This is a genomic window from Azospirillum humicireducens, from assembly GCF_001639105.2.
Classification (GTDB): Bacteria; Pseudomonadota; Alphaproteobacteria; order Azospirillales; family Azospirillaceae; genus Azospirillum; species Azospirillum humicireducens.
The window spans coordinates 409,081-431,825 of record NZ_CP028903.1; the positions used below are offsets into that span (position 1 = coordinate 409,081).

Here is a 22,745-nt window from a genome sequence, read left to right on the forward strand (position 1 = left end):
CAAAAATTTCCGCCTGTCTTTAAAATATTTCCTCTGGGCTCTTCGGCTTGAAGCCTGAATCCGCAGCGTCCATCCAAGGTTTCCGCCAGCCACAAACGCCCGTGGACAAGGTTAGGCTTCCCATGCAGTTCGTTCCCAACTGCGGCAGGCCGTCGCAGCGTGCTACAAATCGCTGCAAGTTTCTCGCCGCCGCTTGTGTTGCAACCATGTAATTATGGGCATGTCGGGTTCGCGCCGGTCCTCGCCCGCAGGGCGCCTGCAGGGGCGGCGCGGCCGTGGCAGATCGGTCAGGCGACTCCGGAACGGCAATCATGTTGAAGGGTGCGATCGAATACGCGCCGTCGACCTTCGAGGAACGGGGGGCCGCGGTGGCCTTCACCACGCCGCTGCTGTCCCAGACCCGTGTGCGCCGCGGCGAGCGGTCGAAGCTGGAGGTGCTGATCCCCAGCCTGTCGCAGGGCATGGGCATCTATGTCGTCGCCTGGAAATCGGTGCCCGAGATGGTGTCGATGACCATGCACGACCGCTATCTCCACGACCTGATCGTCAAGGAGGACGCCTGCGCCCCGCACGAGATCCGCCGGGCGACGCTGAGGGCGGCGCGGCGCGGGCTGGCCGGGCCGAAGGCGGCGCAGGCCGCCCGCCTTGCCCTGGAGGAGGATGAGGAGCAGAGCACCCTCACCCACTATCTGCTGATCCTGTCCATCCTGAAGGCGGTCGGCCTGGAATCGCCGGAGATGCTGAAGGCCGGCATCGACACCGACGAGGGGCAGCGGCTGACCCGCGACCTGATGACCCGCGCGGCCGAAAGCCTGCGGATGGACGCGGCCCTGCTCTATTCCCGGCTGGCCGACATCGCCGCGGTTGCCGCCCCGGTCGGGCTGGCGCGCTCGCCCAAGCCCGGCCGGCTGAGGCGTGGTCTGACCGACCTGATGGGATTCCGCGACAGCCTGACCGACTGGGCGCGCGACGTTCCGAGCGATGCCGCGCCGGTCGCCGCCTTCTGCGCCGAAGTGGCGCAGCACACCATCGCCATCGGAGAGAAGGTTCTGGGCGACTTCCATCGCCGCATCGAGGCGATCGGTCCGCTGATGCGCGACTGGGACAGCGGGATCGTCCGCGTGCGCGCCCAGGCGGCGCGGATGGCGTGGCTGCTCGACGGCTGGAGCCACATCACCGGAGCCTGGGAGGTGGCGCAGACCGAGGACAGGCACCAGCAGGCCGCGGCCGTCAACGACCTGTTCCGCACCCTGCCCCTGCTGCCGAGGACGGAGTCCAGCCGCGATTTCGTGGAGGATGCCAAGCAGGTCAAGCAGGCCCACCGCCGTTCCGTCCGCATGCTGGAGGACTGGCGCACGGGCCAGATGGACATCGACGCCATCCGCAGGATCGAGGCGGTGAAAGCGCGCTCGCCATGACGGAACCGGGAGTGGAGAAGGCACCGCACGGAACCGGACAGGGCAAGGTCGACCGGCTTCCGGGTCTGGAGAGCCGGCTGTTCGACATCCCCGAGGACAAGTTCATCGAGGTCGTCCGTCTGCTGGAGCGGGTGCGCGACCATCCCGACGTGCGCCAGACCTTCGCCGCCATCCGCCCGCGGCTGGTCCAGTTGCGGCCCGGCCGCCGGCCGACGATGAAGCGGGTCCTGTGCATGCCGTTCGAGGATGTGCTGGAAGGCTTCAGCGGGATCGACGTGCCGCTGGGCCGCATCGAACGGCGGGTGATCGAACCGGTCTGGCGGCTGGTGACGGAGTGCGGCGATACCGCCCTGATCGACCAGCTCGACCGTCAGGTGCAGGAAACCGCGCCCGGCAACATCAACGCGCTGCGCAACATCGGCCGCCGGCTGTGGCCGATGGCCGCCCAGGCCATTCGCGGGGCCATTCAGGGCGCGGTGGAGCAGGGCGGCGCGCGCCAGACGGCCCGGCTGCTGCTTGGCGACGAGGATCTGCGGCGCCAGGTTCTGGACGTCGCCGCCTTCCTGGACATCGGCCTGACGCTGGAGGCGCTGAAGGACGCGCTGGCGCCGAAGCCGCTGCCGGTGCTCGACCGCCATCATGTCGCCGCCATCGAACAGGCGGCCCAGGCGGCGGCGCGCCAATCGCCGACGCTGGTCTGTTCCCTGCTTCTGGCCGCCGCCTCCCGCATGGCGAACCCGGCCGACCTGCTGGCGGTGCTGAACGACATCGACCTCGGCAAGGCGCGGCGGGAGCAGCCGGCGATCTTCGCGCAGCTGAGCGGGCTGGTCGTCACCAATTTGGAGGAGCGGAGCGCCCGCCTGGACGGTGCCGGCCACGGCAAAGGCCATGGGGCCGGGCCGGGCCGGGCTGACGCCGCCATCGCTCCGGAGGAGGCCGTCGCCATCGCCGAACGGCTGGTCGCCAGCGTCGCCACCACCTCCGCCGTCATGGATTTCCTGGCCGAGCCGGTCTATCGCGAGCGGCTGGACGCGGTGAAGGCGGCGGTGCGGACCACGGTGGCCGGCAGCGTTCTGGACACGGCGCCCCACGGCATCCTGACCGCGGTGGCAGCCCCGGCCACCGATGGCCGGCCGGCCGCCGTCGATGACGATGTCCAGACCGCGGCGGAGGACCATGCCCGCGCGCTGCGCCGCTGCGAAGGGCTGGCCGACGCGCTGGGCCTGCACGAGCCGCTGAAGGACGCGATGGCGTCGATGGAAAAGGGACTGCTGGAGCGGGCGCATGCCCTGCTGGCGCAGTATCCGAAGGCCGCCGGGGATCCGGATGACGCCGAGACGGCGGAGATCAACCTGTTCTACGCCCTGCGCCTGCTGGAGCTGGTCGCCGGCCCCGCCAAGGCCGACCGGCTCCGCACCGCCATCATGGCCGCAACGGGAGAGATGGAGGGGGAGGGGGAGTAGGAGGCGTTCCCTCTCCCGCTCCGGGAGAGGGCGGTCAATCTCACGAGGTCGCCGGCAGGGCGTCGCGCGCCTCCTCCTCGTCGGCGTAGCGGCGGGCCAGGACGGCGCCGACCATCAGCTGGATCTGGTGGAACACCATCACCGGCAGCAGCACCAGACCGGCGGTGGCCGGGGCGAACAGCACGCCGGCCATCGGTACGCCGCTGACCAGCGACTTCTTCGACCCGCAGAAGACGATCACCGCCTCGTCCGCACGCGAGAAGCCCAGGCGGCGGCTGAGCAGCATCGTACCGGCCAGGAAGAGCGCCAGGATCACGCCGTCGATCACCACCACCATGCCCAAGGCCGTCGGCGGCACCTGATGCCAAAGCCCGTTCACCACCGCCTCGCTGAAGGCGATGTAGACGACCAGCAGGATGGAGCTGCGGTCGGTGAACTTCAGCATCGTCTTGTGCCGCGCCGCCCAGGCGCCGACCCAGCGCCGCAGCAGCTGTCCGGCGAGGAAGGGCAGCAGAAGCTGCGCCGCGATGGTCTGCAGCGTATCGAGCGACAGCGCCGTGCCCTGCACCTTCAGGAACAGCGCGACCAGCAGCGGCGTCATCAGGATGCCGGAGATGTTGGACAGGGTGGAGCTGCACACAGCCGCCGCGACGTTTCCCCGCGCCATCGAGGTGAAGGCGATGGAGGATTGGACGGTCGACGGCAGCAGGCAGAGGAACTGCACCCCGATGGCGAGCGCAGGCGGCAGCAGGCTGTGCGGCAGCGCCGTCACCGCCGCCCAGCCGATCAGGGGGAAGGCGACGAAGGTCAGGCTGAAGATCAGCAGGTGCAGGCGCCAATGCGCCATGCCCGCCACCACCTCTTCCCGCGGCAGGCGGGCGCCGTGCAGGAAGAACAGCAGCGCGATGGCCGCTTCCGCCAGCCAATGCACCCCCAGGGCCATCTGACCCTGCACCGGCAGCACGGTCGCCAGCCCGACGGTCGCCACCAAGGCCATGGTGAAGCCGTCCATGTTCGGGCGAGGCACGCGAATCATTGGTTGGACCCCCAAATCGTTATCACTGTCCGGACATAACGCCTTGGCTTCTTTTATAACTGCCTTCCCCCGTCTGGAATACAGTATTCAACATGCATGGCAGCTTTGAAAGGATTGGGGAAAACCGGCATGGGCCGATATTCTTCCACGATGTGGAAAGATATGCCGGCGGCAGCGTGCGGCCGACGGCCAGTTCGGCGGCACGATCAGACCCCGCCGGGCGGTTGGCAGCTCTCAGGGGGATCGCATATGAAGATCGTGTTCTTTCCCAAGGACGCCGGTCATCCCCGCCTGTGCAGGGATGACGGACGGGAAAGGGACATGGATCATGATGGTCTAAACAGGCCCTGATCCCATCGGAGGTCTTGACCGATACTCCGTGCGGTCGCCTTGGTCATGCCCGTTCAGAAAGAGTGGTGCCGAACCTGCGGCGTTTCCGCTGCTGATCTGCGGGCTGGCACCAACACTCCGGGCGGCGTTGCATCCAAAAGCGCAATCCATGACCGGCGGGGACGCAACTCAGGCAGTCCTTGGGCGGGACTGCGAGTGGTTCTCCCTAGCAAATCCAAAGTATGTGATAATTCTCCGAGAAAGCCGGAATAAAAACAGGCTATCGGCGCCATCCACCTGGAAATTTATTAGATTCCCCCGTAATTTCTTGCCAAAGATCCGAAAGGTCTCTCCTGGTATTTGAGTATTTGTATGAGTGTTGCCCGCCGACTTTATGGGAAAGGATTGTTCCGTCCGGGGCGATATGAAGATGATCTTTGTGTATGTTCGCCCCGTCCGGCGCAACAAGTATGGTGCCATCATTGAGGGTTTTAGACTGCATCATTCGCTCCCAAAATTCGAGGCTATCGATATGGTGAGACTCTAACTGTGTCTTTTCGATAAGATATACCACTTTTTGGTTGAGTGTGAGAAGCGTCTATCGCCTGTCGCGGTGTTCATCCGCCGGTTTTTTTCAGAATGAACGGGCAGGTGGTAACTCCATCGAGATATTTGATGGCCTGTCGCGCAGCATCGTGGGGCCCCCGCGCGTCCGAGCGCATCCATCACACCTTTGTGGCGATGATCCGCTTTCGTGCCCTGCTGATCGCTGCCGGATGCGCCCATAGCAACGACTGTGGCGCGCTGCGCTTGCCCCTTGCCACCCGCTCGGCCATACGGTAACGTATGGTCAAAGAACGGATGATTTCCCAGGGGAGCGATACGCCATGCTGTCCAACCAGTACCCGAGCCTGAATTTCGACCTCGGCGAGTCGGCCGACATGCTGCGCGATTCGGTGCGGAGCTTCGCCGCCAACGAGATCGCCCCCCGTGCCGCCGAGATCGACCGCAGCAACGAGTTCCCCAACGAGCTGTGGCGCAAGATGGGCGACCTCGGCATCCTCGGCGTGACGGTGGAGGAGGAGTATGGCGGCGCCGGCATGGGCTATCTGGAGCATGTCGTGGCGATGGAGGAGGTGTCCCGCGCCTCCGCCTCGGTGGGCTTGAGCTACGGCGCGCACTCCAACCTCTGCGTCAATCAGATCCGCAAGAACGGCACCGAGGAGCAGAAGCGCCGCTACCTGCCCAAGCTGATCTCCGGCGAGCATATCGGCGCCTTGGCGATGTCGGAGCCGAACGCCGGGTCCGACGTGGTGTCGATGAAGCTGCGGGCGGAGAAGAAGGGCGACCGCTATGTGCTCAACGGCACCAAGATGTGGATCACCAACGGCCCCGACGCCGACACGCTGGTGATCTACGCCAAGACCGACATCAACGCCGGCCCGCGCGGCATCACCGCCTTCCTGGTGGAGAAGGGCTTCAAGGGCTTCTCGGTGGCGCAGAAGCTGGACAAGCTGGGCATGCGCGGTTCCAACACCGGCGAGCTGGTGTTCGAGGATTGCGAGGTGCCGGAGGAGAACATCCTGGGCGGCGTCGGGCGCGGCGTGAATGTGCTGATGTCCGGGCTGGATTACGAGCGCGCGGTGCTGTCGGGCGGCCCGCTCGGCATCATGCAGGCCTGCATGGACGTGGTGATCCCCTATGTCCATGACCGCAAGCAGTTCGGCCAAGCCATCGGCGAATTCCAGCTGATGCAGGGCAAGATCGCCGACATGTACACGATCATGAACGCCGCCAAGGCCTATGTGTACGCTGTCTGCAAGGCCTGCGACCGCGGCGAGACCACCCGCAAGGACGCCGCCGCCGCCATCCTGTTCTCCGCCGAAAAGGCGACCTGGATGGCGCTGGAGGCCATTCAAACCCTGGGGGGCAACGGCTACATCAATGAGTACCCGACCGGCCGGCTGCTGCGTGACGCCAAGCTCTACGAGATCGGTGCCGGCACCAGCGAGATCCGCCGCATGCTGATCGGGCGCGAACTGTTCAAAGAGACCGCCTAAGGCGTTCCGGCAAAGAATAAGGCATCGAGGGAAAGGGACCGACCACCATGACCGACAGCATCGTCATCGCCGCCGCCGTCCGCACGCCGATGGGCGGCTTCCAGGGCGACCTCATGGGCCTGACCGGCCCGCAGCTGGGCGCCGTCGCCATCCAGGCGGCGCTTGAACGCTCGGGCCTCGCCGCGGATGCGGTGGACGAGGTGTTCATGGGCAACGTTCTGTCGGCCGGGCTGGGCCAGGCCCCGGCGCGTCAGGCGGCGCTGGGTGCCGGGCTGCCGAAGGGTGTCGGCTGCACCACCATCTCCAAGGTCTGCGGTTCGGGCATGCGGGCGGTGATGTTCGCCCATGACGTGATCAAGGCCGGCTCGGCCAAGGTGGTGGTGGCCGGCGGCATGGAAAGCATGTCGAACGCTCCCTATCTGCTGGACCGCGCCCGCGCCGGCTACCGCATGGGCCACGGCAAGGTGCTGGACCACATGTTCTTCGACGGGCTGGAGGACGCCTACGAGAAGGGCCGCCTGATGGGCACCTTCGCCGAGGAATGCGCGACCAGCTATAGCTTTACCCGCGAGGCGCAGGACAATTACGCCATCGAAAGCCTGAACCGCGCCCGCAAGGCGGTGGAGGACGGCTCCTTCAAGGCGGAGATCGCCCCGGTGCTGGTCAAGGGACGCAAGGGCGACGTGCTGGTCGATACCGACGAGCAGCCGGGCAAGGGCGATCCCAAGAAGATCCCGACGCTGAAGCCTGCCTTCGCCAAGGACGGCACGGTGACGGCGGCGAACGCCTCGTCGATCTCCGACGGCGGCGCGGCGCTGATCGTCACCACCCGCAGCGAGGCCGACCGCCTCGGCCTGCGCGTGATCGCCGAGATCAAGGGCCACTCCAACCACGCCCAGCAGCCGGCGCTGTTCACCACCGCGCCGGTGGGCGCGATGCAGAAGCTGTTCGAGAAGGTGGGCTGGTCGGCCCGCGACGTCGACCTGTTCGAGATCAACGAGGCGTTCGCCGTTGTGACCATGGCGGCGATGCGCGATCTGGATCTGCCGCACGACAAGGTGAATGTCCATGGCGGCGCCTGCGCGCTCGGGCATCCGATCGGCGCTTCGGGGGCGCGGATCCTCGTGACGCTGCTGGCGGCGCTGGAGAAGTACGACCTCAAGCGCGGCGTGGCGTCGCTGTGTATTGGTGGTGGCGAGGCGACGGCGATTGCTGTGGAGCGGGTGTAAGGGCAGGCGCTTGCCCCCTCCCTAACCCTCCCCCCCNTCGCCCGAGGAAACGCCCGATGCACCTGACCGAAGAACAGACCATGGTCCGCGACATGGCCCGCGCCTTCGCGCAGGACCGGCTTGCCCCAACCGCCGCCGAGCGTGACCGCAGCGGCGCTTTCCCCAAGGCCGAACTTGCCGAGATGGGCGAACTCGGCCTGATGGGCATGCTGGTGCCGGAGGAGTATGGCGGCGCCGCCACCGACCATGTCGCCTACGCCCTCGCCATCGAGGAGATCGCCGCCGGTGACGGCGCCGTCTCCACCATCATGAGCGTCCACAACTCGGTCGGCTGCATGCCGATCCTGAAGTTCGGGACGGATGCCCAGAAGGACCGCTTCCTCAAGCCGATGGCGCGTGGCGAGATGCTGGGCGCCTTCTGCCTGACCGAACCGCAGGCCGGATCCGACGCCTCTGCGATCAAGACCCGCGCCCGGCGCGACGGCGATCATTGGGTGCTGAACGGAACCAAGCAGTTCATCACCTCCGGCTCGCAAGCCGACGTCGCCATCGTCTTCGCGGTGTCCGATCCGGCCGCCGGCAAGAAGGGGTTGAGCGCCTTCATCGTGCCGACCGACACGCCGGGCTATCAGGTGGCGCGGACGGAGGAGAAGCTGGGCCAGCACTGCTCCGACACCTGCCAGATCGTCTTCGAGGACTGCCGGGTTCCCGCCGAGCTGATGCTCGGGGCCGAGGGTGCCGGCTACAAGGTGGCGCTGGCGAACCTGGAGGGCGGGCGCATCGGCATCGCGTCCCAGTCGGTCGGCATGGCGCGCGCGGCGCTGGACCACGCCATCCGCTATGCCCAGGAGCGCCAGAGCATGGGCGTGCCGATCATCCAGCATCAGGCCATCGCCTTCCGCCTCGCCGACATGGCGACGCGGGTGGAGGCGGCGCGCCAGATGGTGCTGCATGCGGCGAGCCTGCGCGATGCCGGGGTGCCCTGCATGAAGGAGGCGGCGATGGCCAAGCTGTTCGCCTCCGAGATCGCGGAGAAGGTCTGCTCCGACGCCATCCAGATCCATGGCGGCTACGGCTACCTCAACGATTTCCCGGTCGAGCGCATCTATCGCGATGTCCGGGTCTGCCAGATTTACGAGGGCACCAGCGACATCCAGCGGCTGGTGATCAGCCGTGCCCTTGTCCAGTAACCAGCCCAGCAATCAAGACCGCCAAACCGGGAGGAAGACGGCATGACCGTCCTGAAGAGCGCCCTGAACGCGCGCTCCGCCGAGTTCCAGGCCAACGCCGACGCCATGCAGGCCCTGGTCGACGATCTGCGCCGGAAGGTCGCCGCCATCCAGCAGGGCGGCGGGGCCAAGGCGCGCGAAAAGCACCTCGCCCGCGGCAAGCTGCTGCCGCGCGAGCGCATCCGCCAGCTGCTCGATGTCGGTTCGCCCTTCCTGGAGCTGTCGCAGCTGGCCGCCGACGGCGTCTATGCCGAGGACATCCCGTCCGCCGGCATCATCGCCGGCATCGGCAGCGTCGCCGGGCAGGAATGCATGATCGTCGCCAACGACGCGACGGTGAAGGGCGGCACCTACTACCCGCTGACGGTCAAGAAGCACCTGCGTGCGCAGGAGATCGCGCAACAGAACAACCTGCCCTGCATCTATCTGGTGGATTCGGGCGGCGCCAACCTGCCGAACCAGGACGAGGTCTTCCCCGACCGCGACCATTTCGGCCGCATCTTCTACAACCAGGCCAACATGTCGGCCGAGGGCATCCCGCAGATCGCCGTGGTGATGGGAAGCTGCACCGCCGGCGGCGCCTATGTCCCGGCGATGTCGGACGAGGCGATCATCGTCCGCAACCAGGGCACCATCTTCCTGGGCGGCCCGCCGCTGGTGAAGGCGGCGACCGGCGAGGTGGTGTCGGCGGAGGATCTCGGCGGCGCCGACGTGCATTCGCGCACGTCGGGCGTGACCGACCATTATGCGATGAACGACGCCCACGCGCTGGCGATGGCGCGCCGCGTGGTGTCGAACCTGAACCGCGCCAAGCACATCGACCTCGACCTGCGCGAGCCGGAGGAACCGGCCTTCGACCCGCGCGAGCTCTACGGCGTCATCCCCAGCGACGCCCGCAAGCCCTTCGACGTGCGCGAGGTGATCGCGCGGGTGGTCGACGGCTCGCGCTTCGACGAGTTCAAGCCGCTCTACGGCACGACGCTGGTGACGGGCTTCGCCCACATCTTCGGCTATCCCGTCGGCATCATCGCCAACAACGGCATCCTGTTCAGCGAATCCGCCCTGAAGGGCGCGCATTTCGTCGAGTTGTGCTGCCAGCGCCGCATCCCGCTGGTGTTCCTGCAGAACATCACCGGCTTCATGGTGGGCCGCAAATACGAGGCCGGCGGCATCGCCAAGGACGGCGCCAAGCTGGTCACGGCGGTCGCCTGCGCCAAGGTGCCGAAATTCACCGTCATCATCGGCGGCAGCTATGGCGCCGGCAATTACGGCATGTGCGGCCGTGCCTACAGCCCGCGCTTCCTGTGGATGTGGCCGAACGCCCGCATCTCGGTCATGGGCGGCGAGCAGGCGGCCGGTGTGCTGGCCCAGGTCAAGCGCGACGCCATGGAAGCCCAGGGCAAACCGTGGTCGGCCGAGGAGGAGGAGGCGTTGAAGGCTCCCATCCGCGCCCAGTTCGAGCGCGAGAGCCACGCCTATTACGCCAGCGCCCGGCTGTGGGACGACGGCATCATCGACCCGGCGGACACGCGCATGGTCCTGGGTTTGGGCCTGTCGGCCTCGCTGAACGCCCCGGTGCCGAAGACGCCCTTCGGCGTCTTCCGGATGTGAGGGAGGCGACCATGAGCGACATTTTGATCGAGGTTGCCGGGAACGGCGTCGCCACCGTCACCATGAACCGCGGCGACGTGCACAACGCCTTCAACGAGCAGGTCATCGCCGACCTCACCGCTGCCTTCCGGCGGGTCGGCGAGGATCCGGCGGTGCGCGTCGTCCTGCTGCGCGGGGTGGGCAAGAGCTTCTCGGCCGGGGCGGACCTGTCCTGGATGAAGAAGATGGCCGGCTACTCCCATCAGGAGAATCTGGCCGACGCCATGGGCCTCGCCACCATGCTGCGCACGCTGGACGAATGTCCGAAGCCCACGGTCGCCGTGGTGCAGGGGCCGGCCTTCGGCGGCGGCGTCGGCCTCGTCTCGGCCTGCGACATCGCCATCGGCGTCGAGACCGCGACTTTCGCCCTGTCGGAGGTGCGGCTCGGCATCATCCCCGCCGCGATCAGCCCCTATGTCATCGCCGCCATCGGCGAGCGGGCCTGCCGCCGCTATTTCCTGACCGGCGAGCGCTTCAGCGCGGCGGAGGCCCACCGCATCGGCCTGCTGCATGAGCTGACCAACGCCGACGGGCTGGAAGAGACGGTGGCGAAGACGGTCAGGAACCTGATGGACAGCGCGCCTTCGGCGGTCACCGCCGCCAAGGAGCTGATCCGCGCCGTCGCCCGCCGGCCGCTGACCGACGACGTGGTGCGCGACACGGCGGAGCGCATCGCCCGCCAGCGCGCCAGCGCCGAAGGCAGGGAGGGCGTCGGCGCCTTCCTCGACAAACGCACCCCGTCCTGGCGGAGCTGATCCACATGTTCGACAAGATCCTGATCGCCAACCGCGGCGAAATCGCCTGCCGGGTCATCCGCACCGCCCGCCGCCTGGGCATCAAGACCGTCGCCGTCCATTCGGAGGCCGACGCCAAGGCCATGCATGTCCAGATGGCCGACGAGGCCGTCTGCATCGGCCCGGCCCCGGTCGGCGAAAGCTATCTGCGCGGCGAAATCATCCTCGACGTGGCGAAGCGCACGGGGGCCCAGGCCATCCATCCCGGCTATGGCTTCCTGTCGGAGAATGCCGGTTTCGCCGCCGCCTGCGCGGAGGCCGGTGTCGTCTTCATCGGCCCGCCGATCGAGGCGATCCGCGTCATGGGCTCCAAGGCGGAATCCAAGCGGCTGATGGCGAATGCCGACGTGCCGCTGGTGCCGGGCTATCACGGCACCGACCAGGATTTCGCCACCCTGTCGGCGGAGGCCGGGCGCATCGGCTATCCGGTATTGGTCAAGGCCTCGGCCGGCGGCGGCGGCAAGGGCATGCGCGTGGTGCGCGCCGCCAACGAGCTGGCCGACGCGGTGGCCGGCGCCCAGCGCGAGGCCAAGGCCGCTTTCGGCGACGACAGCCTGCTGCTGGAGAAATATCTCCGCCGGCCGCGCCATGTCGAAATCCAGGTCTTCTGCGACACCCACGGCAACGGCGTCTATCTGTTCGAGCGCGACTGCTCGGTCCAGCGCCGCCATCAGAAGGTGATCGAGGAGGCGCCGGCCCCCAACCTTCCCGACGACCTCCGCCGCCGCATGGGCGAGGCGGCGGTCGCTGCCGCCAAGGCGGTGAACTATGTCGGCGCCGGCACCGTCGAGTTCCTCTATGAGGATGGCGGCTTCTATTTCATCGAGATGAACACCCGCCTGCAGGTGGAGCATCCGGTGACGGAGAAGATCACCGGCCTCGATCTGGTCGAGTGGCAGCTGCGCGTCGCCGCTGGCGCCGAACTGCCGCTGCGCCAGGACCAGCTGACCCGCCGGGGGCATGCCTTCGAGGCGCGGTTGTACGCGGAAGACCCGCAGCGCGACTTCCTGCCCGCCATCGGCAAGCTGGTGCGGCTGCGCCCGCCGGCCGAGAGCGACCATGTCCGCGTCGACACCGGGGTTCGCGAAGGCGATTCGGTGACGATGTATTACGACCCGATGATCGCCAAGCTGATCGTCTGGGACGAGGACCGCGACAGCGCGCTGCGCCGCCTGCGGGTGGCGCTGGCCGAGTATGAGGTGGTCGGCGTCACCACCAATGTCGGCTTTCTCGGCGCCATCGCCGGCCATCCGGCCTTCAAGGCGGTGGAGATCGACACCGGCTTCATCGAGCGCCACCGCGCCGACCTGCTGCCGCCGCCGGCCCCGGTGTCGGATCGGGCGCTGGCCGCCGCCTCGTTGTCGGTGCTGCTGACGCGGCGGGAGGAGGCGCAGGCGGCGCTGCGTGCACGGTCGGACCGCTATTCGCCCTGGCTGCTCGCCAATGGCTGGCGGCTGAACGAGGAGAACCATTACGACCTGCGCCTGATGGACGGCGACACGGCACGCGAGGTGACGCTGCATTTCCGCGCTGATGGCTATGAGGTCGCGGTGGATGGCGGCAAGCCGATGCCGGTCACCGGCGTCAGCCTCGCCGATGGCCTGTTGACCGCGACGCTGGGCGGCATGCGCACCCGCGCCACCGTGGTGCGGCAGGGGCTCGACATCACCGTGCTGATCGATGGTGCTGTGTCCCGCCTGACGCTGGACGATCCCAGCGCCCGCGCGGCGGAGCAGGAGGGCGGCTCCGGCCGTCTGACCGCGCCGATGCCCGGCACCGTGGTCCGCGTGCTGGTCGAACCGGGCCAGAGCGTCGAGGCCGGCGCGCCGCTGATGCTGCTGGAGGCCATGAAGATGGAGCACACCATCAAGGCCCCGGCGGCGGGCACCGTCAGCGCGGTGAACTTCGCGGCCGGCGATCAGGTGTCGGAAGGCGTCGATCTGCTGGTCCTCGACATCGCGGAGGGCTGACCGATGCAGCTGCCGAAATTCGTCCGCATGGTGGAGGTCGGCCCGCGCGACGGCCTCCAGAACGAAAAGACCATGGTGCCGACGGCGGTGAAGGTGGAACTGGTGAACCGCCTGTCCGATGCCGGCTTGAGCGTGGTCGAGGCTGCCAGCTTCGTCTCGCCCAAATGGGTGCCGCAGATGGGCGACAGTGCCGACGTGCTGGCCGGCATCGCCCGCAAGCCCGGTGTGCGCTATGCCGCCCTCACCCCCAACCTGAAAGGGCTGGAGGGCGCCTTGGCGGCCAAGGCCGACGAGGTGGCGGTGTTCGGCGCTGCCTCGGAAAGCTTCAGCCAAAAGAACATCAACTGCTCCATCGCCGAGAGCCTGGACCGCTTCGCCCCCGTCATGGAGCAGGCCAAGGCGGCCGGCGTGCCGGTGCGTGGTTACGTCTCCTGCGTGCTTGGCTGCCCGTATGAGGGGGAGATCGCGCCGCAGGCGGTGGCCGATGTGGCGGAGCGGCTGTTCGCCATGGGCTGCTACGAGATCTCGCTGGGCGACACCATCGGCACCGGCACGCCGACCAGGGCGCAGCTGATGATCGCCGCGGTGGCGGAGCGGGTGCCGGTCGACAAGATCGCCGTCCATTTCCACGACACCTACGGGCAGGCGCTGGCCAACATCCTGGCGGCCTTGCAGATGGGGGTGGCGGTGGTCGACAGCTCCGTCGCCGGCCTGGGCGGCTGTCCCTATGCCAAGGGGGCCAGTGGCAACGTGGCGAGCGAGGATGTGCTGTACATGCTGAACGGCCTCGGCATCGAGACCGGGGTGGATCTGGACAAGCTGATAGCGGCCGGTGCGTTCATCAGCGACGCCATCGGCCGCCCGACCGCATCGAAGGTGGCCCGCGCTCGTGGTTGTGCGTGAGGGAACCTTCGGCAACGAAGGGCCGCGCTTCCGGCAGGGGGCGCGGCCCTTTCGTATCCGCGGGGATGGCCCCTTCGCATCCCGCGCGTCCCACCCCATATAGGGCCGGTCCCTGGCCAGACGTGAACGACCGCCCGTGCGTATTCCCGACCTGAACAGCCTGTACGATGCCGGCAGCCGGCTTCTTCTGGAATCGACGGTGCGCGTCGGCGTCACCGGGCTGCGGCGGGCGGGCAAGACCGTCTTCGTCACCGCGCTCGTCGACAATCTCTTGAAGGCCGGGCGGCTTCCCTTCCTCGACGTCATGTCGTCCGGGCGTTTCCAGGCGGCGCGGCTGCGGCCGCAGCCCGATCCGGACGTGCCGCGCTTCGATTTCGAAGGCCATCTGGCCGCCCTGACCGGTCCCGATCCCCATTGGCCGGAGCCGACGCGCGGCATCGGCCAGATGCGCGTCTCTCTGCGCTACCGTCCGGAGTCTGCGCTGAAGCGCGCGGTGCAGCCGGTGGCTACGCTGAACCTCGACCTTGTCGATTATCCCGGCGAATGGCTGCTCGACCTGCCGCTGCTGCGCCAGAGCTTCGCGGAGTGGAGCGCGCTGACGCTGGAGCTTGCCGCCCGGCCGCCGCGCGACGAGCTGTCGGCCTCCTGGCGCGGCTGGCTCGCCACCATCGATCCGATGGCAGCGGCGGAGGAGGAGACGGCCCGGCGTGGGGCGGCGCTCTACACCGACTATCTCCACGCCTGCCGGCGGGCCGACACGCTGCTCAGCCTGATCCAGCCCGGCCGCTTCGTCGAGCCGGGCGACATGAAGGACGCGCCGCTGCTGACCTTCTGTCCGCTGCCCCCGCCCCAGGCCGGCGGGTCGCGGGGGCGCGGCAGCCTGTGGGCGCTGATGGAGGAGCGATACGAGGCCTACAAGACCAACGTCGTCCGCCGTTTCTTCTCCGAACATTTCGCCCGGCTCGACCGCCAGATCGTGCTGATCGACGTGCTGGGGGCGCTGAATGCCGGTCCCGCCGGGATGGCCGACATGAAGCGGGCGCTGGAACTGAGCCTGGAACCCTTCCGTCATGGATCCTCCGGCTGGCTCGACTGGCTGCTGGGCACGAAGATCGACCGCGTGCTGTTCGCCGCGACCAAGGCCGACCACATCGCCGCCCACCAGCATGCCCAGCTGCGCGCCCTGCTCGACCGGCTGGTCGGCGACGCCCGCAACGCCATCCGCTTCGAAGGCGCCCAGGTCGAGACGATGGCCATCGCCGCGCTGAAATGCACCGACAGCGTGGTCACGGAGCATGAGGGCCGGCAGCTGCGCTGCGTGCGCGGCGTGCCGGTCGGGCGCGACCGTCCGACCGTGCTGTTCCCCGGCGAGATCCCGGAGGATGCCGAAGCCTTTCCGCCCGGCCGCGACCGCCCCTACAATTTCCTGGCCTTCCGTCCGCCCGACGATCTCGGCCGCGATCCGCGCGGCCTGCCGCACATCCGGGTCGATCAGGCCCTGCAATTCCTGCTGGGGGATTACCTGCTGTGACGGAGCGCGACAGCGACAGCCGCAAGGCCGCGAAGGGCTGGGTTCCGCCGATGGAGCTGGAGCTCGACCGCGCCGCTCCGGTGTCGGCGGAGGAGGAGACGGCGCTGCTGACCGGATCGGGCGACCCGGCGGAGCTGCTGCCCGCCCCGGCGGCGCCGGTGCGGACGACGCGCAGGCTCGGGCGCTGGCTGTTCGGGGCGCTGGCGGCGCTGCTGGCGGTGGCGCTGGGGTTCGACACCGCCGACCTGCTGAACCGCGCCTTCGCCACCAGTGTTGTGCTGGGCGTGCTGGTGGCGCTGCTGGCGGCGACGGCGGGCATCGCCGCCGTGGCGATGCTGGTGAATGAACTGTTGTCGCTGCGCCGCCTGCGCCGGATCGAGGAGTTGCGGGCGGAAGCCGGGCGGCTGGAGGTCGAGGCGCCGGGAGGCCGGGCCGACCGCTTCGCCGGCTCGCTGGTGGCGCTCTATGCCGACCGGCGGGAACTGGCCCCGGCGCTGGCCCGCGTGCGCGACCATGTGACCGACGCCCATGACGAGCATGAGGTGGTGCGGCTGCTCGACCGCGAGGTTCTGACCCCGCTCGACCGAGCCGCCTACCAGCGGGTGCTGCTGGCCTCGCGCGACACCGCCGTCGCCACCGCGCTGAGCCCGGCGGCGCTCTTGGATTTCGCGGTGGTGCTGTGGCGGAACCTGAAGCTGGTGCGGGAGATCGCCGCCCTCTACGGCGCCCGGCCCGGCTATGTCGGGTCGCTGCGGCTGCTGCGCCGGATGCTCGCCAACATCGCCGTCGCCGGGGTGACGGAAAGCGCCCACCATGTGGCGGTGGAGGCGCTGGGCGGGTCGCTCGCCGCCGCGATCTCCACCCGGATGGGGCAGGGGGTGATCAACGGCCTGCTGACCGCGCGGGTCGGGCTGACCGCCATGCATCTGTGCCGCCCCATCGCCTTCGGCACCGAGAACCGCCCCAGCCTGAACCGCATCAGGAAGGAACTGCTGTCGGTGCCGAAACAGGTGCTGTGATCGCCCTCAGGCGTCGGCCATCCTGTCCGCTTCGGAGCCGTGGACGGTGCCGATGGCGTGCAGAGAGCTTTGCAGGGTCAGCCGGTCGAGCTGATCCACCCGCAGGCTGGCGAAGATCTTGATGCGGCTTTCCAGCTCCACATAGGTGCGGCGGAAGGCCATGCGGATGCGGTCCTCCGTGCCGGTGACAGCCGACGGATCCTCGACGCCCCAATGGGCGGTCAGCGGGCTGCCGTTCCACACCGGGCACAGTTCCCCCGCCGCCTGATCGCAGACGGTGAAGACGAAATCCAGGACCGGCGCGTCCGGCCCGGTGAACTCGTCCCAGCTCTTGGAACGCAGATCGGCGGTGGGCAGGTTGAAGGCCTTCAGCGTGGCCAGGGTCTGCGGGTTGATCTGGCCGGCGGGGAAGCTGCCGGCCGACCAGGCGTTGAAGCGGCCGGCGCCCCACCGGCGCATCAGGCATTCCGCCATGATGCTGCGCGCCGAATTGTGGGTGCAGAGAAACAGGACATTGTAGGTCTTCTGCTCGGTCATGGCCTACCCCTGGGTTCGGCCCGTCGGCGGAAGCACCGGCGGGACTGGGCTGGCGACACTGTGCCGCCAGCCCCGTTCCCGCTTCAAATCAACCTTTTATGTCAATCCTGACACGTTAGATCGGATCGCGTAAAATCGAGATCGATTTGGAGCGTGNGTCGAACACCAGCACCTCGGCGTCGTCGGCGCGGTCGAGCGTCACCGCCTCCTCGTCCGTCAGCGCGGCGCCGTCGCCGGCCTTCAGCTGGGTGCCGTTCAGATGGACCCGGCCGCGGGCGACCTGGACCCAGGCATGGCGGCCGGGGCGCAGGGGCAGGGTGGCGCTCTCCTCGCCGTCGAGCAGGGCGGCGTACAGATCGACATCCTGGTGGATGACGGTGCTGCCGTCACGACCGTCGCGCGATCCGACCAGCTTCAGCCTGCCGCGCTTCTGCTCGGCCGGGAAATCCGCCTGCTGGTAGACGGGGGCCAGGTTGTTGGCTTCGGGCAGGATCCAGATCTGGAGGAAATGCACCGGCTCGGTGTCGGACGCGTTGTATTCGCTGTGGCGGATGCCGCGGCCGGCGCTCATCACCTGGACCTCGCCCGGACGGATCACCGACCCGGTGCCGATGGAGTCCTTGTGCTCCAGCGCGCCGTTCAGCACATAGGAGACGATCTCCATGTTGGCATGCCCATGGGTGGGGAAGCCGGCGCCGGGAATCACCCGATCCTCGTTGATGACCCGCAGCGCGCGGAAGCCCATGTGGGCGGGGTCGAAGTAATGGCCGAACGAGAAGCTGTGGTTGCTGTTCAGCCAACCCATGTTGGCGACCCCACGCTCGTCACGATGGCGAATGGTGATCATGATGGAACCCTCCGATGCCGTTGGGCTGAGTGCCGTTGTCTGGAGGAGAATTTGCCACCCGACGAACGGAAGAACAATCCAGGGAGTTCGCATCAGATCGTTGCGATGGAAGATACAATGTCAGCCGGCCAGCGGCACCCCCACCGCGAACACCGTGCCGCGCCCTTCCACCGAGCGCACCGTCACCGGATGCTCCAGCAGCCGCGCCAGCCGTTCGACGATGGCGAGTCCCAGGCCGATGCCCTCGCTGCGGTCGCGGTCGGGCCGGTCGAGCTGGACGAACTCCTCGAAGATGCGCCGGCGGTCGGGTTCGGCGATGCCGCGTCCGGTGTCGTAGACCTCGATCCACAGCCGGTCGCCGCGGCTGCGGCAGCCGATCAGCACGCCGCCGCTCTCTGTGTAGCGGATGGCGTTGCCGATCAGGTTGCGGACGATGCGCTCCAGCAGCGCCGGGTCGCTGCGCACCACGGCATTGGTGGGAACGGCGCGCAGCCGCAGGCCCTTGGCCTCCGCCAGCCCGGCGAACTCCGCCTCCAGCTGGTCGAGCAGCGGGGAGAGCGGCAGGTCGGCCGGTTTCGGCGTCACCGCGCCGGATTCCAGTTTCGAGATGTCGAGGATCGCGTTCAGCAGGTCGCGCATCGACCGCTGCGCCGCCTTCAGGTCGGTCAGCAGGGCCGCCGCCTTCGCGCTCTGCGGCTGGCGCTCCAGCATTCCGGTGAACATGCCGATGGCCTGGAGCGGCTGCTGCAGGTCGTGGCTGGCATGGGCGAGGAAGCGGGACTTCGCGCGGTGGGCCTGCTCCGCCGCGGATTTGGCGGCGTGCAGCTCGGCCGTGCGTTCGCGCACCTGCTGTTCGAGCGTGGCGTTGGCCCGCTCGATCGTCTCGGCCATGCGCAGGATCTCGGTGAACTGGCGGCGCACCTGCCGGGTCATCGGCCGGAAGATCGCCAAGGCTTCCACCGCCAGGATCAGCAGGGTGATCAGCAGGGCGGCCAGCCCCAACTGGTGCAGGGTGTGGAATCCGGCCTCACCCTCCTCCTGGTAGAGGGCGACCATCTCCTCCAGCCGCTCCAGCAGCGGGCCGAGGGCCTGGGAGGTGATGCGGTCGGCTTCGGCAGGGTCGGGGGGCTGACCGGCGGACGCCGCGGCGATCACCCGGCGCAGGGCGGCGATGTGCCCGGTCACCAGCGGGTCCAGCGGATCGGTGCCGCCATGGAACAGGTCGTTGGGGGGTGGTCCCAGCGGCGGGCCTTCCTCCGGCCCGGCCCGGCCGCCCAGCCGGTGGTGGGCCGCCTCGAACATGTCGGTTGTCTCGGCCAGCTGGCGGGCGAGGTCGGTGCGCACCGCCGGATCGGCCGCGGTCTTCAACCGCTCGACCAGGAGGGCCGTCCGCTGCGACAGCATGCGCTGGCGGCCGGAGACGTTGACGACCTCCAGCATCCGTTCGTGCTGGCCGATCACCCCTTCGGTCATGACGAAGCCGGCCAGCGTGCCGAGCGCGATCAAGGTCAGCGCCAGGGCATAGCGCACGGTCATCCAGCGCGCCGTGGTGGTGCCGGTCGGTATCATGCGCTTGCTCCCCTCGGCCGTGATGCCCATTGCCATCGTCAGGCAGCATCATCGGGTCATCTGCCGCATTGCGGCAATGGCCGAGCGTAGGCTTGGGGCTATGAAGCCTCGGTAAAGCCGCAAGCCTCCAGCGCCGCCCGCATATGCGGCGGGACCGGCGCCACCGCACCCACCGGGTCGCGCTTCGGGTAGAGCGGCAGCGAAATGGCGCGGGAATGCAGGTGCAGGGGCTTGCCCTCCGGCCCGCCATATTGCGGGTCGCCGACCAGCGGACAGCCGATGGAGGCGCAATGGACGCGGATCTGGTGGGTGCGGCCGGTGTGCGGCGTCAGTTCCAGCCAGCTCAGCCCGTCCGCCTGCCCGCGCACGACATAGTCGGTCACGGCGGTCTGACCATCGGGCGAGCCGACGATGCGCCAGCCGCCGGTCTTGTTGGAAACCTTGGCGAGCGGCAGCTCGATCCGTCCGGACTCCTGCGGCGGCGTCCCGGCGACCACCGCCCAATAGGTCTTATCGACCTTGCCGTTCTGGAACAGGATGCCGATCTTGCGCAGCGCCTTGGCATGGCGGCCGAGGATCAGGCAGCCCGACGTGTCGCGGTCCAGCCGGTGGGCCAGCGACGGCGGCTTGGGGAAGCCGAAGCGCAGCGCGTCGAAATGCCGCTCCAGGTTCGGCCCGCCGGCGGGGCCGGCATGGACCGGCAACCCGGCCGGCTTGTCGAGGATCAGCATCAGCCCGTCGCGGTACAGGATGCGGTCTTGGATTTGGGCGGGTGTCACGGGCTACTCATCCCCAGGCGCGGGAAATCAGGAGGTCGATGGCGGCGACGATGCGGTCGCTGTCGTCGACGAGGGAGCAGACTTTCTCGCCGAGTTGGTCCGTCGGAACGGAGGCGAGCTGGAGTGGATTCAGAACGACGTCACGGCCTTCAATCGCGAATTTCGGAGTCAAGGAAGGTTCGGTACTCGGGAGCTTGTCTGCGGGCAGCAGCGGTGCGATCACCCTGCGCGCCGATGCGTCGAAACGTTGTGATTGCACGATCACCAGATACGGAATGCCCGAGCGCGCTGCGGTTCGGTTCCGATGCACATCGAATTGAGCCATTACAGATGATCGAGGTGTTCGTCGGCGAAAGAGCCATATTTGGCGTCGAAGTCGTTCAGCGCCGCAATCGTGGCATCCAGGCGACGTTCACGGTCCGCCTTCGCCACTTCGTCGGCGAGCAGCTTTTCGACCCGTTCCGACAGGTCGCCGGGAAGGGACTGGGCGCGGTGCAGGATGTCCTCGTCCAGCGACAGCGTGACCTCCCGCTTCGGTGCGCGCCGGTCATAGACACCGTCCATTGGAAAGCCCTCCCCCGATCCCGATGCCCCGATCCCGATGCACTGAAGATAGGCGCCCCCGGTGCCGTCCGGCAAGCGGGCAGGAAAAGGGCGCGGCCACCGCAAGGCGCCGCGCCCCTTCACGTCCTGTCAGCCCGGATCAGGCGAGCTTCAACTCCTTGAAGAAGTCGTTGCCCTTGTCGTCGACGATGATGAAGGCCGGGAAGTCCTCCACCTCGATGCGCCAGATCGCTTCCATGCCGAGTTCGGGATACTCGACGCACTCCACCTTCTTGATGCAGTCCTGGGCCAGACGGGCGGCGGCGCCGCCGATGGAGCCGAGATAGAAGCCGCCATGCTGCTTGCAGGCCGCCGTCACCTCGGGGCTGCGGTTGCCCTTGGCCAGCATGACCATGGAGCCGCCCGCCGCCTGGAACTGGTCGACGAAGCTGTCCATGCGGCCCGCCGTGGTCGGCCCGAAGGAGCCCGAGGCGTAGCCTTCCGGCGTCTTGGCCGGGCCGGCGTAATAGATCGGGTGGTTCTTGAAGTAATCCGGCAGCGGCTCGCCGGCGTCGAGACGGGCGCGCAGCTTGGCGTGGGCCAGATCGCGGGCGACGATCAGCGGGCCGGTCAGCGACAGGCGGGTGCGGATCGGATACTGGCTCAGCGTGGCGCGGATCTGCTCCATCGGCTGGTTCAGGTCGATCTTCACGACCTCGCCCGACAGATGCTCGTCGCCGATCTCCGGCAGATACTGGGCCGGATCGGTCTCCAGCTGCTCCAGGAAGATGCCGTCGCGCGTGATCTTGCCCACCGCCTGACGGTCGGCCGAGCAGGACACGCCGATGCCGATCGGCATCGAGGCGCCGTGGCGCGGCAGGCGGATGACGCGGACGTCGTGGCAGAAATACTTGCCGCCGAACTGGGCGCCGATGCCCATGTTCTGGGTCAGCTTGTGGACCTCGGCCTCCATCGCCAGATCGCGGAAGGCGTGCGCGTCCTCGCCGCCCTCGGTCGGCAGATTGTCGAGATAGCGGGCCGAGGCCAGCTTGACCGTCTTCAGGTTCTGCTCCGCCGACAGGCCGCCGATGACGATGGCGAGATGGTAGGGCGGGCAGGCCGAAGTGCCGAGATAGCGGATCTTGTCTTCCAGGAACTTCAGCAGCCGGTCGGGTGCCAGAACCGACGGCGTGGCCTGGTGCAGGAAGGTCTTGTTGGCCGACCCGCCGCCCTTGGCCATGAACAGGAACTTGTAATAGTCCTCGCCCTCGGAATAGATGTCGATCTGCGCCGGCAGGTTGTTGCGGGTGTTCTTCTCCTCATACATGGAGATCGGCGCCAGCTGGCTGTAGCGCAGGTTGCGCTTCAGGTAGGCGTCGCGGGCCCCTTCGGACAGGGCGGTCTCGTCGCCGCCCTTGGTCCAGACCCGGCGGCCCTTCTTGCCCATGATGATGGCGGTGCCGGTGTCCTGGCACATCGGCAGCGTGCCGGCGGCGGCGATGTTGGCGTTCTTCAGCAGGTCGAGCGCCACGAAGCGGTCGTTGGCCGACGCCTCCGGATCGTCAAGGATCTTCGCGAGCTGGGCCAGATGGCCCGGACGCAGCAGATGGTTGATGTCGGAGAAGGCAGCCTCGGCCAGCAGGCGCAGACCCTCCGGCTCGACCTTCAGGATCTGCTCGCCGTCGAATTCGACGACCGAGACGTGATCCGAGGTCAGCTTGCGGTAGGTCGTGTCGTCCTTGGCGAGCGGAAACAGGCCGCGGGCTGAGGCGATGTCGTCGGGCATTGGGGCGTTCCTTCGTGACGATCCAACGGCCTCCGCGAAACCGCGCCCGGCC

Annotated in this window: 18 protein-coding genes and 1 pseudogene; 11 read left to right on the forward strand and 8 right to left on the reverse strand. The window is 68.1% G+C overall.

Going from position 1 to position 22,745, the window contains the following annotated elements:
• The first annotated feature begins 311 nt into the window (after positions 1-311).
• Positions 312-1,418 carry a hypothetical protein gene (locus tag A6A40_RS19605; RefSeq protein ID WP_108547574.1) on the forward strand — a complete coding sequence of 369 codons (1,107 nt, stop codon included), beginning with the start codon at positions 312-314 and terminating at the stop codon, positions 1,416-1,418.
• A complete protein-coding gene (locus A6A40_RS19610) occupies positions 1,415-2,881 on the forward strand; it encodes a hypothetical protein (protein WP_236783905.1) in 1,467 nt (488 codons plus the stop codon). The genes A6A40_RS19605 and A6A40_RS19610 overlap by 4 nt, the downstream gene beginning before the upstream one ends.
• A 40-nt stretch (positions 2,882-2,921) precedes the next feature.
• Here the strand turns inward: A6A40_RS19610 and A6A40_RS19615 are convergent, their stop codons facing one another.
• The gene (locus tag A6A40_RS19615) at positions 2,922-3,917 is read right to left on the reverse strand and encodes a bile acid:sodium symporter family protein (RefSeq protein WP_108547575.1); all 996 of its coding nucleotides are present in this window, start codon (positions 3,915-3,917) and stop codon (positions 2,922-2,924) included.
• A gap of 1,217 nt (positions 3,918-5,134) precedes the next feature.
• Here A6A40_RS19615 and A6A40_RS19620 point away from each other — a divergent pair.
• The 9 genes from A6A40_RS19620 (at position 5,135) to A6A40_RS19660 (ending at position 16,632) form a co-directional block, all read left to right on the forward strand.
• Positions 5,135-6,307: an isovaleryl-CoA dehydrogenase gene (locus A6A40_RS19620; RefSeq protein ID WP_108547576.1), complete on the forward strand. Its 1,173-nt coding sequence runs from the start codon at positions 5,135-5,137 to the stop codon at positions 6,305-6,307.
• Positions 6,308-6,354: 47 nt separating this feature from the next.
• Positions 6,355-7,536, forward strand: coding sequence for an acetyl-CoA C-acyltransferase (locus A6A40_RS19625; RefSeq protein WP_108547577.1), 1,182 nt, complete (start codon positions 6,355-6,357; stop codon positions 7,534-7,536).
• Between the two features lie 56 nt (positions 7,537-7,592).
• Positions 7,593-8,726 (forward strand): acyl-CoA dehydrogenase, encoded by a 1,134-nt coding sequence (locus A6A40_RS19630; protein WP_108547578.1) that lies wholly within the window; start codon positions 7,593-7,595, stop codon positions 8,724-8,726.
• A 42-nt stretch (positions 8,727-8,768) separates the two neighbouring features.
• The gene (locus tag A6A40_RS19635) at positions 8,769-10,376 is read left to right on the forward strand and encodes a carboxyl transferase domain-containing protein (protein ID WP_108547579.1); all 1,608 of its coding nucleotides are present in this window, start codon (positions 8,769-8,771) and stop codon (positions 10,374-10,376) included.
• A gap of 11 nt (positions 10,377-10,387) precedes the next feature.
• Complete coding sequence (locus tag A6A40_RS19640; protein WP_108547580.1) at positions 10,388-11,170, forward strand: enoyl-CoA hydratase/isomerase family protein; 783 nt, start codon at positions 10,388-10,390, stop codon at positions 11,168-11,170.
• A gap of 5 nt (positions 11,171-11,175) precedes the next feature.
• Positions 11,176-13,179, forward strand: coding sequence for an acetyl-CoA carboxylase biotin carboxylase subunit (locus tag A6A40_RS19645; protein ID WP_108547581.1), 2,004 nt, complete (start codon positions 11,176-11,178; stop codon positions 13,177-13,179).
• A 3-nt stretch (positions 13,180-13,182) separates the two neighbouring features.
• Entirely contained in the window at positions 13,183-14,082 is a 900-nt protein-coding gene (locus A6A40_RS19650) for a hydroxymethylglutaryl-CoA lyase (RefSeq protein WP_108547582.1), read from the forward strand.
• Between the two features lie 136 nt (positions 14,083-14,218).
• Complete coding sequence (locus tag A6A40_RS19655) at positions 14,219-15,613, forward strand: YcjX family GTP-binding protein (RefSeq protein ID WP_108547583.1); 1,395 nt, start codon at positions 14,219-14,221, stop codon at positions 15,611-15,613.
• The gene (locus A6A40_RS19660) at positions 15,610-16,632 is read left to right on the forward strand and encodes a TIGR01620 family protein (RefSeq protein WP_108547584.1); all 1,023 of its coding nucleotides are present in this window, start codon (positions 15,610-15,612) and stop codon (positions 16,630-16,632) included. The genes A6A40_RS19655 and A6A40_RS19660 overlap by 4 nt, the downstream gene beginning before the upstream one ends.
• Before the next feature lie 6 nt (positions 16,633-16,638).
• On the opposite strand, the gene A6A40_RS19665 is transcribed toward A6A40_RS19660, so the two are convergent.
• From A6A40_RS19665 to A6A40_RS19695, 7 genes and pseudogenes are all read right to left on the reverse strand, one after another.
• Complete coding sequence (locus tag A6A40_RS19665; RefSeq protein WP_108547585.1) at positions 16,639-17,169, reverse strand: arsenate reductase ArsC; 531 nt, start codon at positions 17,167-17,169, stop codon at positions 16,639-16,641.
• Between the two features lie 157 nt (positions 17,170-17,326).
• Positions 17,327-18,016, reverse strand: a pseudogene (locus A6A40_RS19670) (pirin family protein); the annotation flags it as partial.
• 120 nt (positions 18,017-18,136) lie between these two features.
• Positions 18,137-19,585: an ATP-binding protein gene (locus A6A40_RS19675; protein WP_108548036.1), complete on the reverse strand. Its 1,449-nt coding sequence runs from the start codon at positions 19,583-19,585 to the stop codon at positions 18,137-18,139.
• Positions 19,586-19,683: 98 nt separating this feature from the next.
• Positions 19,684-20,364, reverse strand: coding sequence for an RluA family pseudouridine synthase (locus A6A40_RS19680; protein ID WP_108547587.1), 681 nt, complete (start codon positions 20,362-20,364; stop codon positions 19,684-19,686).
• A 7-nt stretch (positions 20,365-20,371) separates the two neighbouring features.
• Positions 20,372-20,689: a CcdB family protein gene (locus A6A40_RS19685; protein ID WP_108547588.1), complete on the reverse strand. Its 318-nt coding sequence runs from the start codon at positions 20,687-20,689 to the stop codon at positions 20,372-20,374.
• Positions 20,689-20,928, reverse strand: a complete 240-nt coding sequence (locus A6A40_RS19690) for a type II toxin-antitoxin system CcdA family antitoxin (RefSeq protein ID WP_108547589.1) — start codon at positions 20,926-20,928, stop codon at positions 20,689-20,691. The genes A6A40_RS19685 and A6A40_RS19690 overlap by 1 nt, the downstream gene beginning before the upstream one ends.
• A gap of 139 nt (positions 20,929-21,067) precedes the next feature.
• Positions 21,068-22,693, reverse strand: coding sequence for a fumarate hydratase (locus A6A40_RS19695; protein WP_014187809.1), 1,626 nt, complete (start codon positions 22,691-22,693; stop codon positions 21,068-21,070).
• Between the last annotated feature and the right edge of the window lie 52 nt (positions 22,694-22,745).

Excerpts from the sequence above, each read along its gene's own strand:
- A6A40_RS19665 (WP_108547585.1), bottom strand. The coding sequence starts at position 17,169 with ATGACCGAGCAGAAGACCTACAATGTCCTGTTTCTCTGCACCCACAAT.
- A6A40_RS19690 (WP_108547589.1), bottom strand. The coding sequence starts at position 20,928 with ATGGACGGTGTCTATGACCGGCGCGCACCGAAGCGGGAGGTCACGCTG.
- A6A40_RS19635 (WP_108547579.1), top strand. The coding sequence starts at position 8,769 with ATGACCGTCCTGAAGAGCGCCCTGAACGCGCGCTCCGCCGAGTTCCAG.
- A6A40_RS19675 (WP_108548036.1), bottom strand. The coding sequence starts at position 19,585 with ATGATACCGACCGGCACCACCACGGCGCGCTGGATGACCGTGCGCTAT.
- A6A40_RS19620 (WP_108547576.1), top strand. The coding sequence starts at position 5,135 with ATGCTGTCCAACCAGTACCCGAGCCTGAATTTCGACCTCGGCGAGTCG.
- A6A40_RS19615 (WP_108547575.1), bottom strand. The coding sequence starts at position 3,917 with ATGATTCGCGTGCCTCGCCCGAACATGGACGGCTTCACCATGGCCTTG.
- A6A40_RS19695 (WP_014187809.1), bottom strand. The coding sequence starts at position 22,693 with ATGCCCGACGACATCGCCTCAGCCCGCGGCCTGTTTCCGCTCGCCAAG.
- A6A40_RS19650 (WP_108547582.1), top strand. The coding sequence starts at position 13,183 with ATGCAGCTGCCGAAATTCGTCCGCATGGTGGAGGTCGGCCCGCGCGAC.
- A6A40_RS19630 (WP_108547578.1), top strand. The coding sequence starts at position 7,593 with ATGCACCTGACCGAAGAACAGACCATGGTCCGCGACATGGCCCGCGCC.
- A6A40_RS19640 (WP_108547580.1), top strand. The coding sequence starts at position 10,388 with ATGAGCGACATTTTGATCGAGGTTGCCGGGAACGGCGTCGCCACCGTC.
- A6A40_RS19685 (WP_108547588.1), bottom strand. The coding sequence starts at position 20,689 with ATGGCTCAATTCGATGTGCATCGGAACCGAACCGCAGCGCGCTCGGGC.
- A6A40_RS19610 (WP_236783905.1), top strand. The coding sequence starts at position 1,415 with ATGACGGAACCGGGAGTGGAGAAGGCACCGCACGGAACCGGACAGGGC.
- A6A40_RS19625 (WP_108547577.1), top strand. The coding sequence starts at position 6,355 with ATGACCGACAGCATCGTCATCGCCGCCGCCGTCCGCACGCCGATGGGC.
- A6A40_RS19645 (WP_108547581.1), top strand. The coding sequence starts at position 11,176 with ATGTTCGACAAGATCCTGATCGCCAACCGCGGCGAAATCGCCTGCCGG.
- A6A40_RS19605 (WP_108547574.1), top strand. The coding sequence starts at position 312 with ATGTTGAAGGGTGCGATCGAATACGCGCCGTCGACCTTCGAGGAACGG.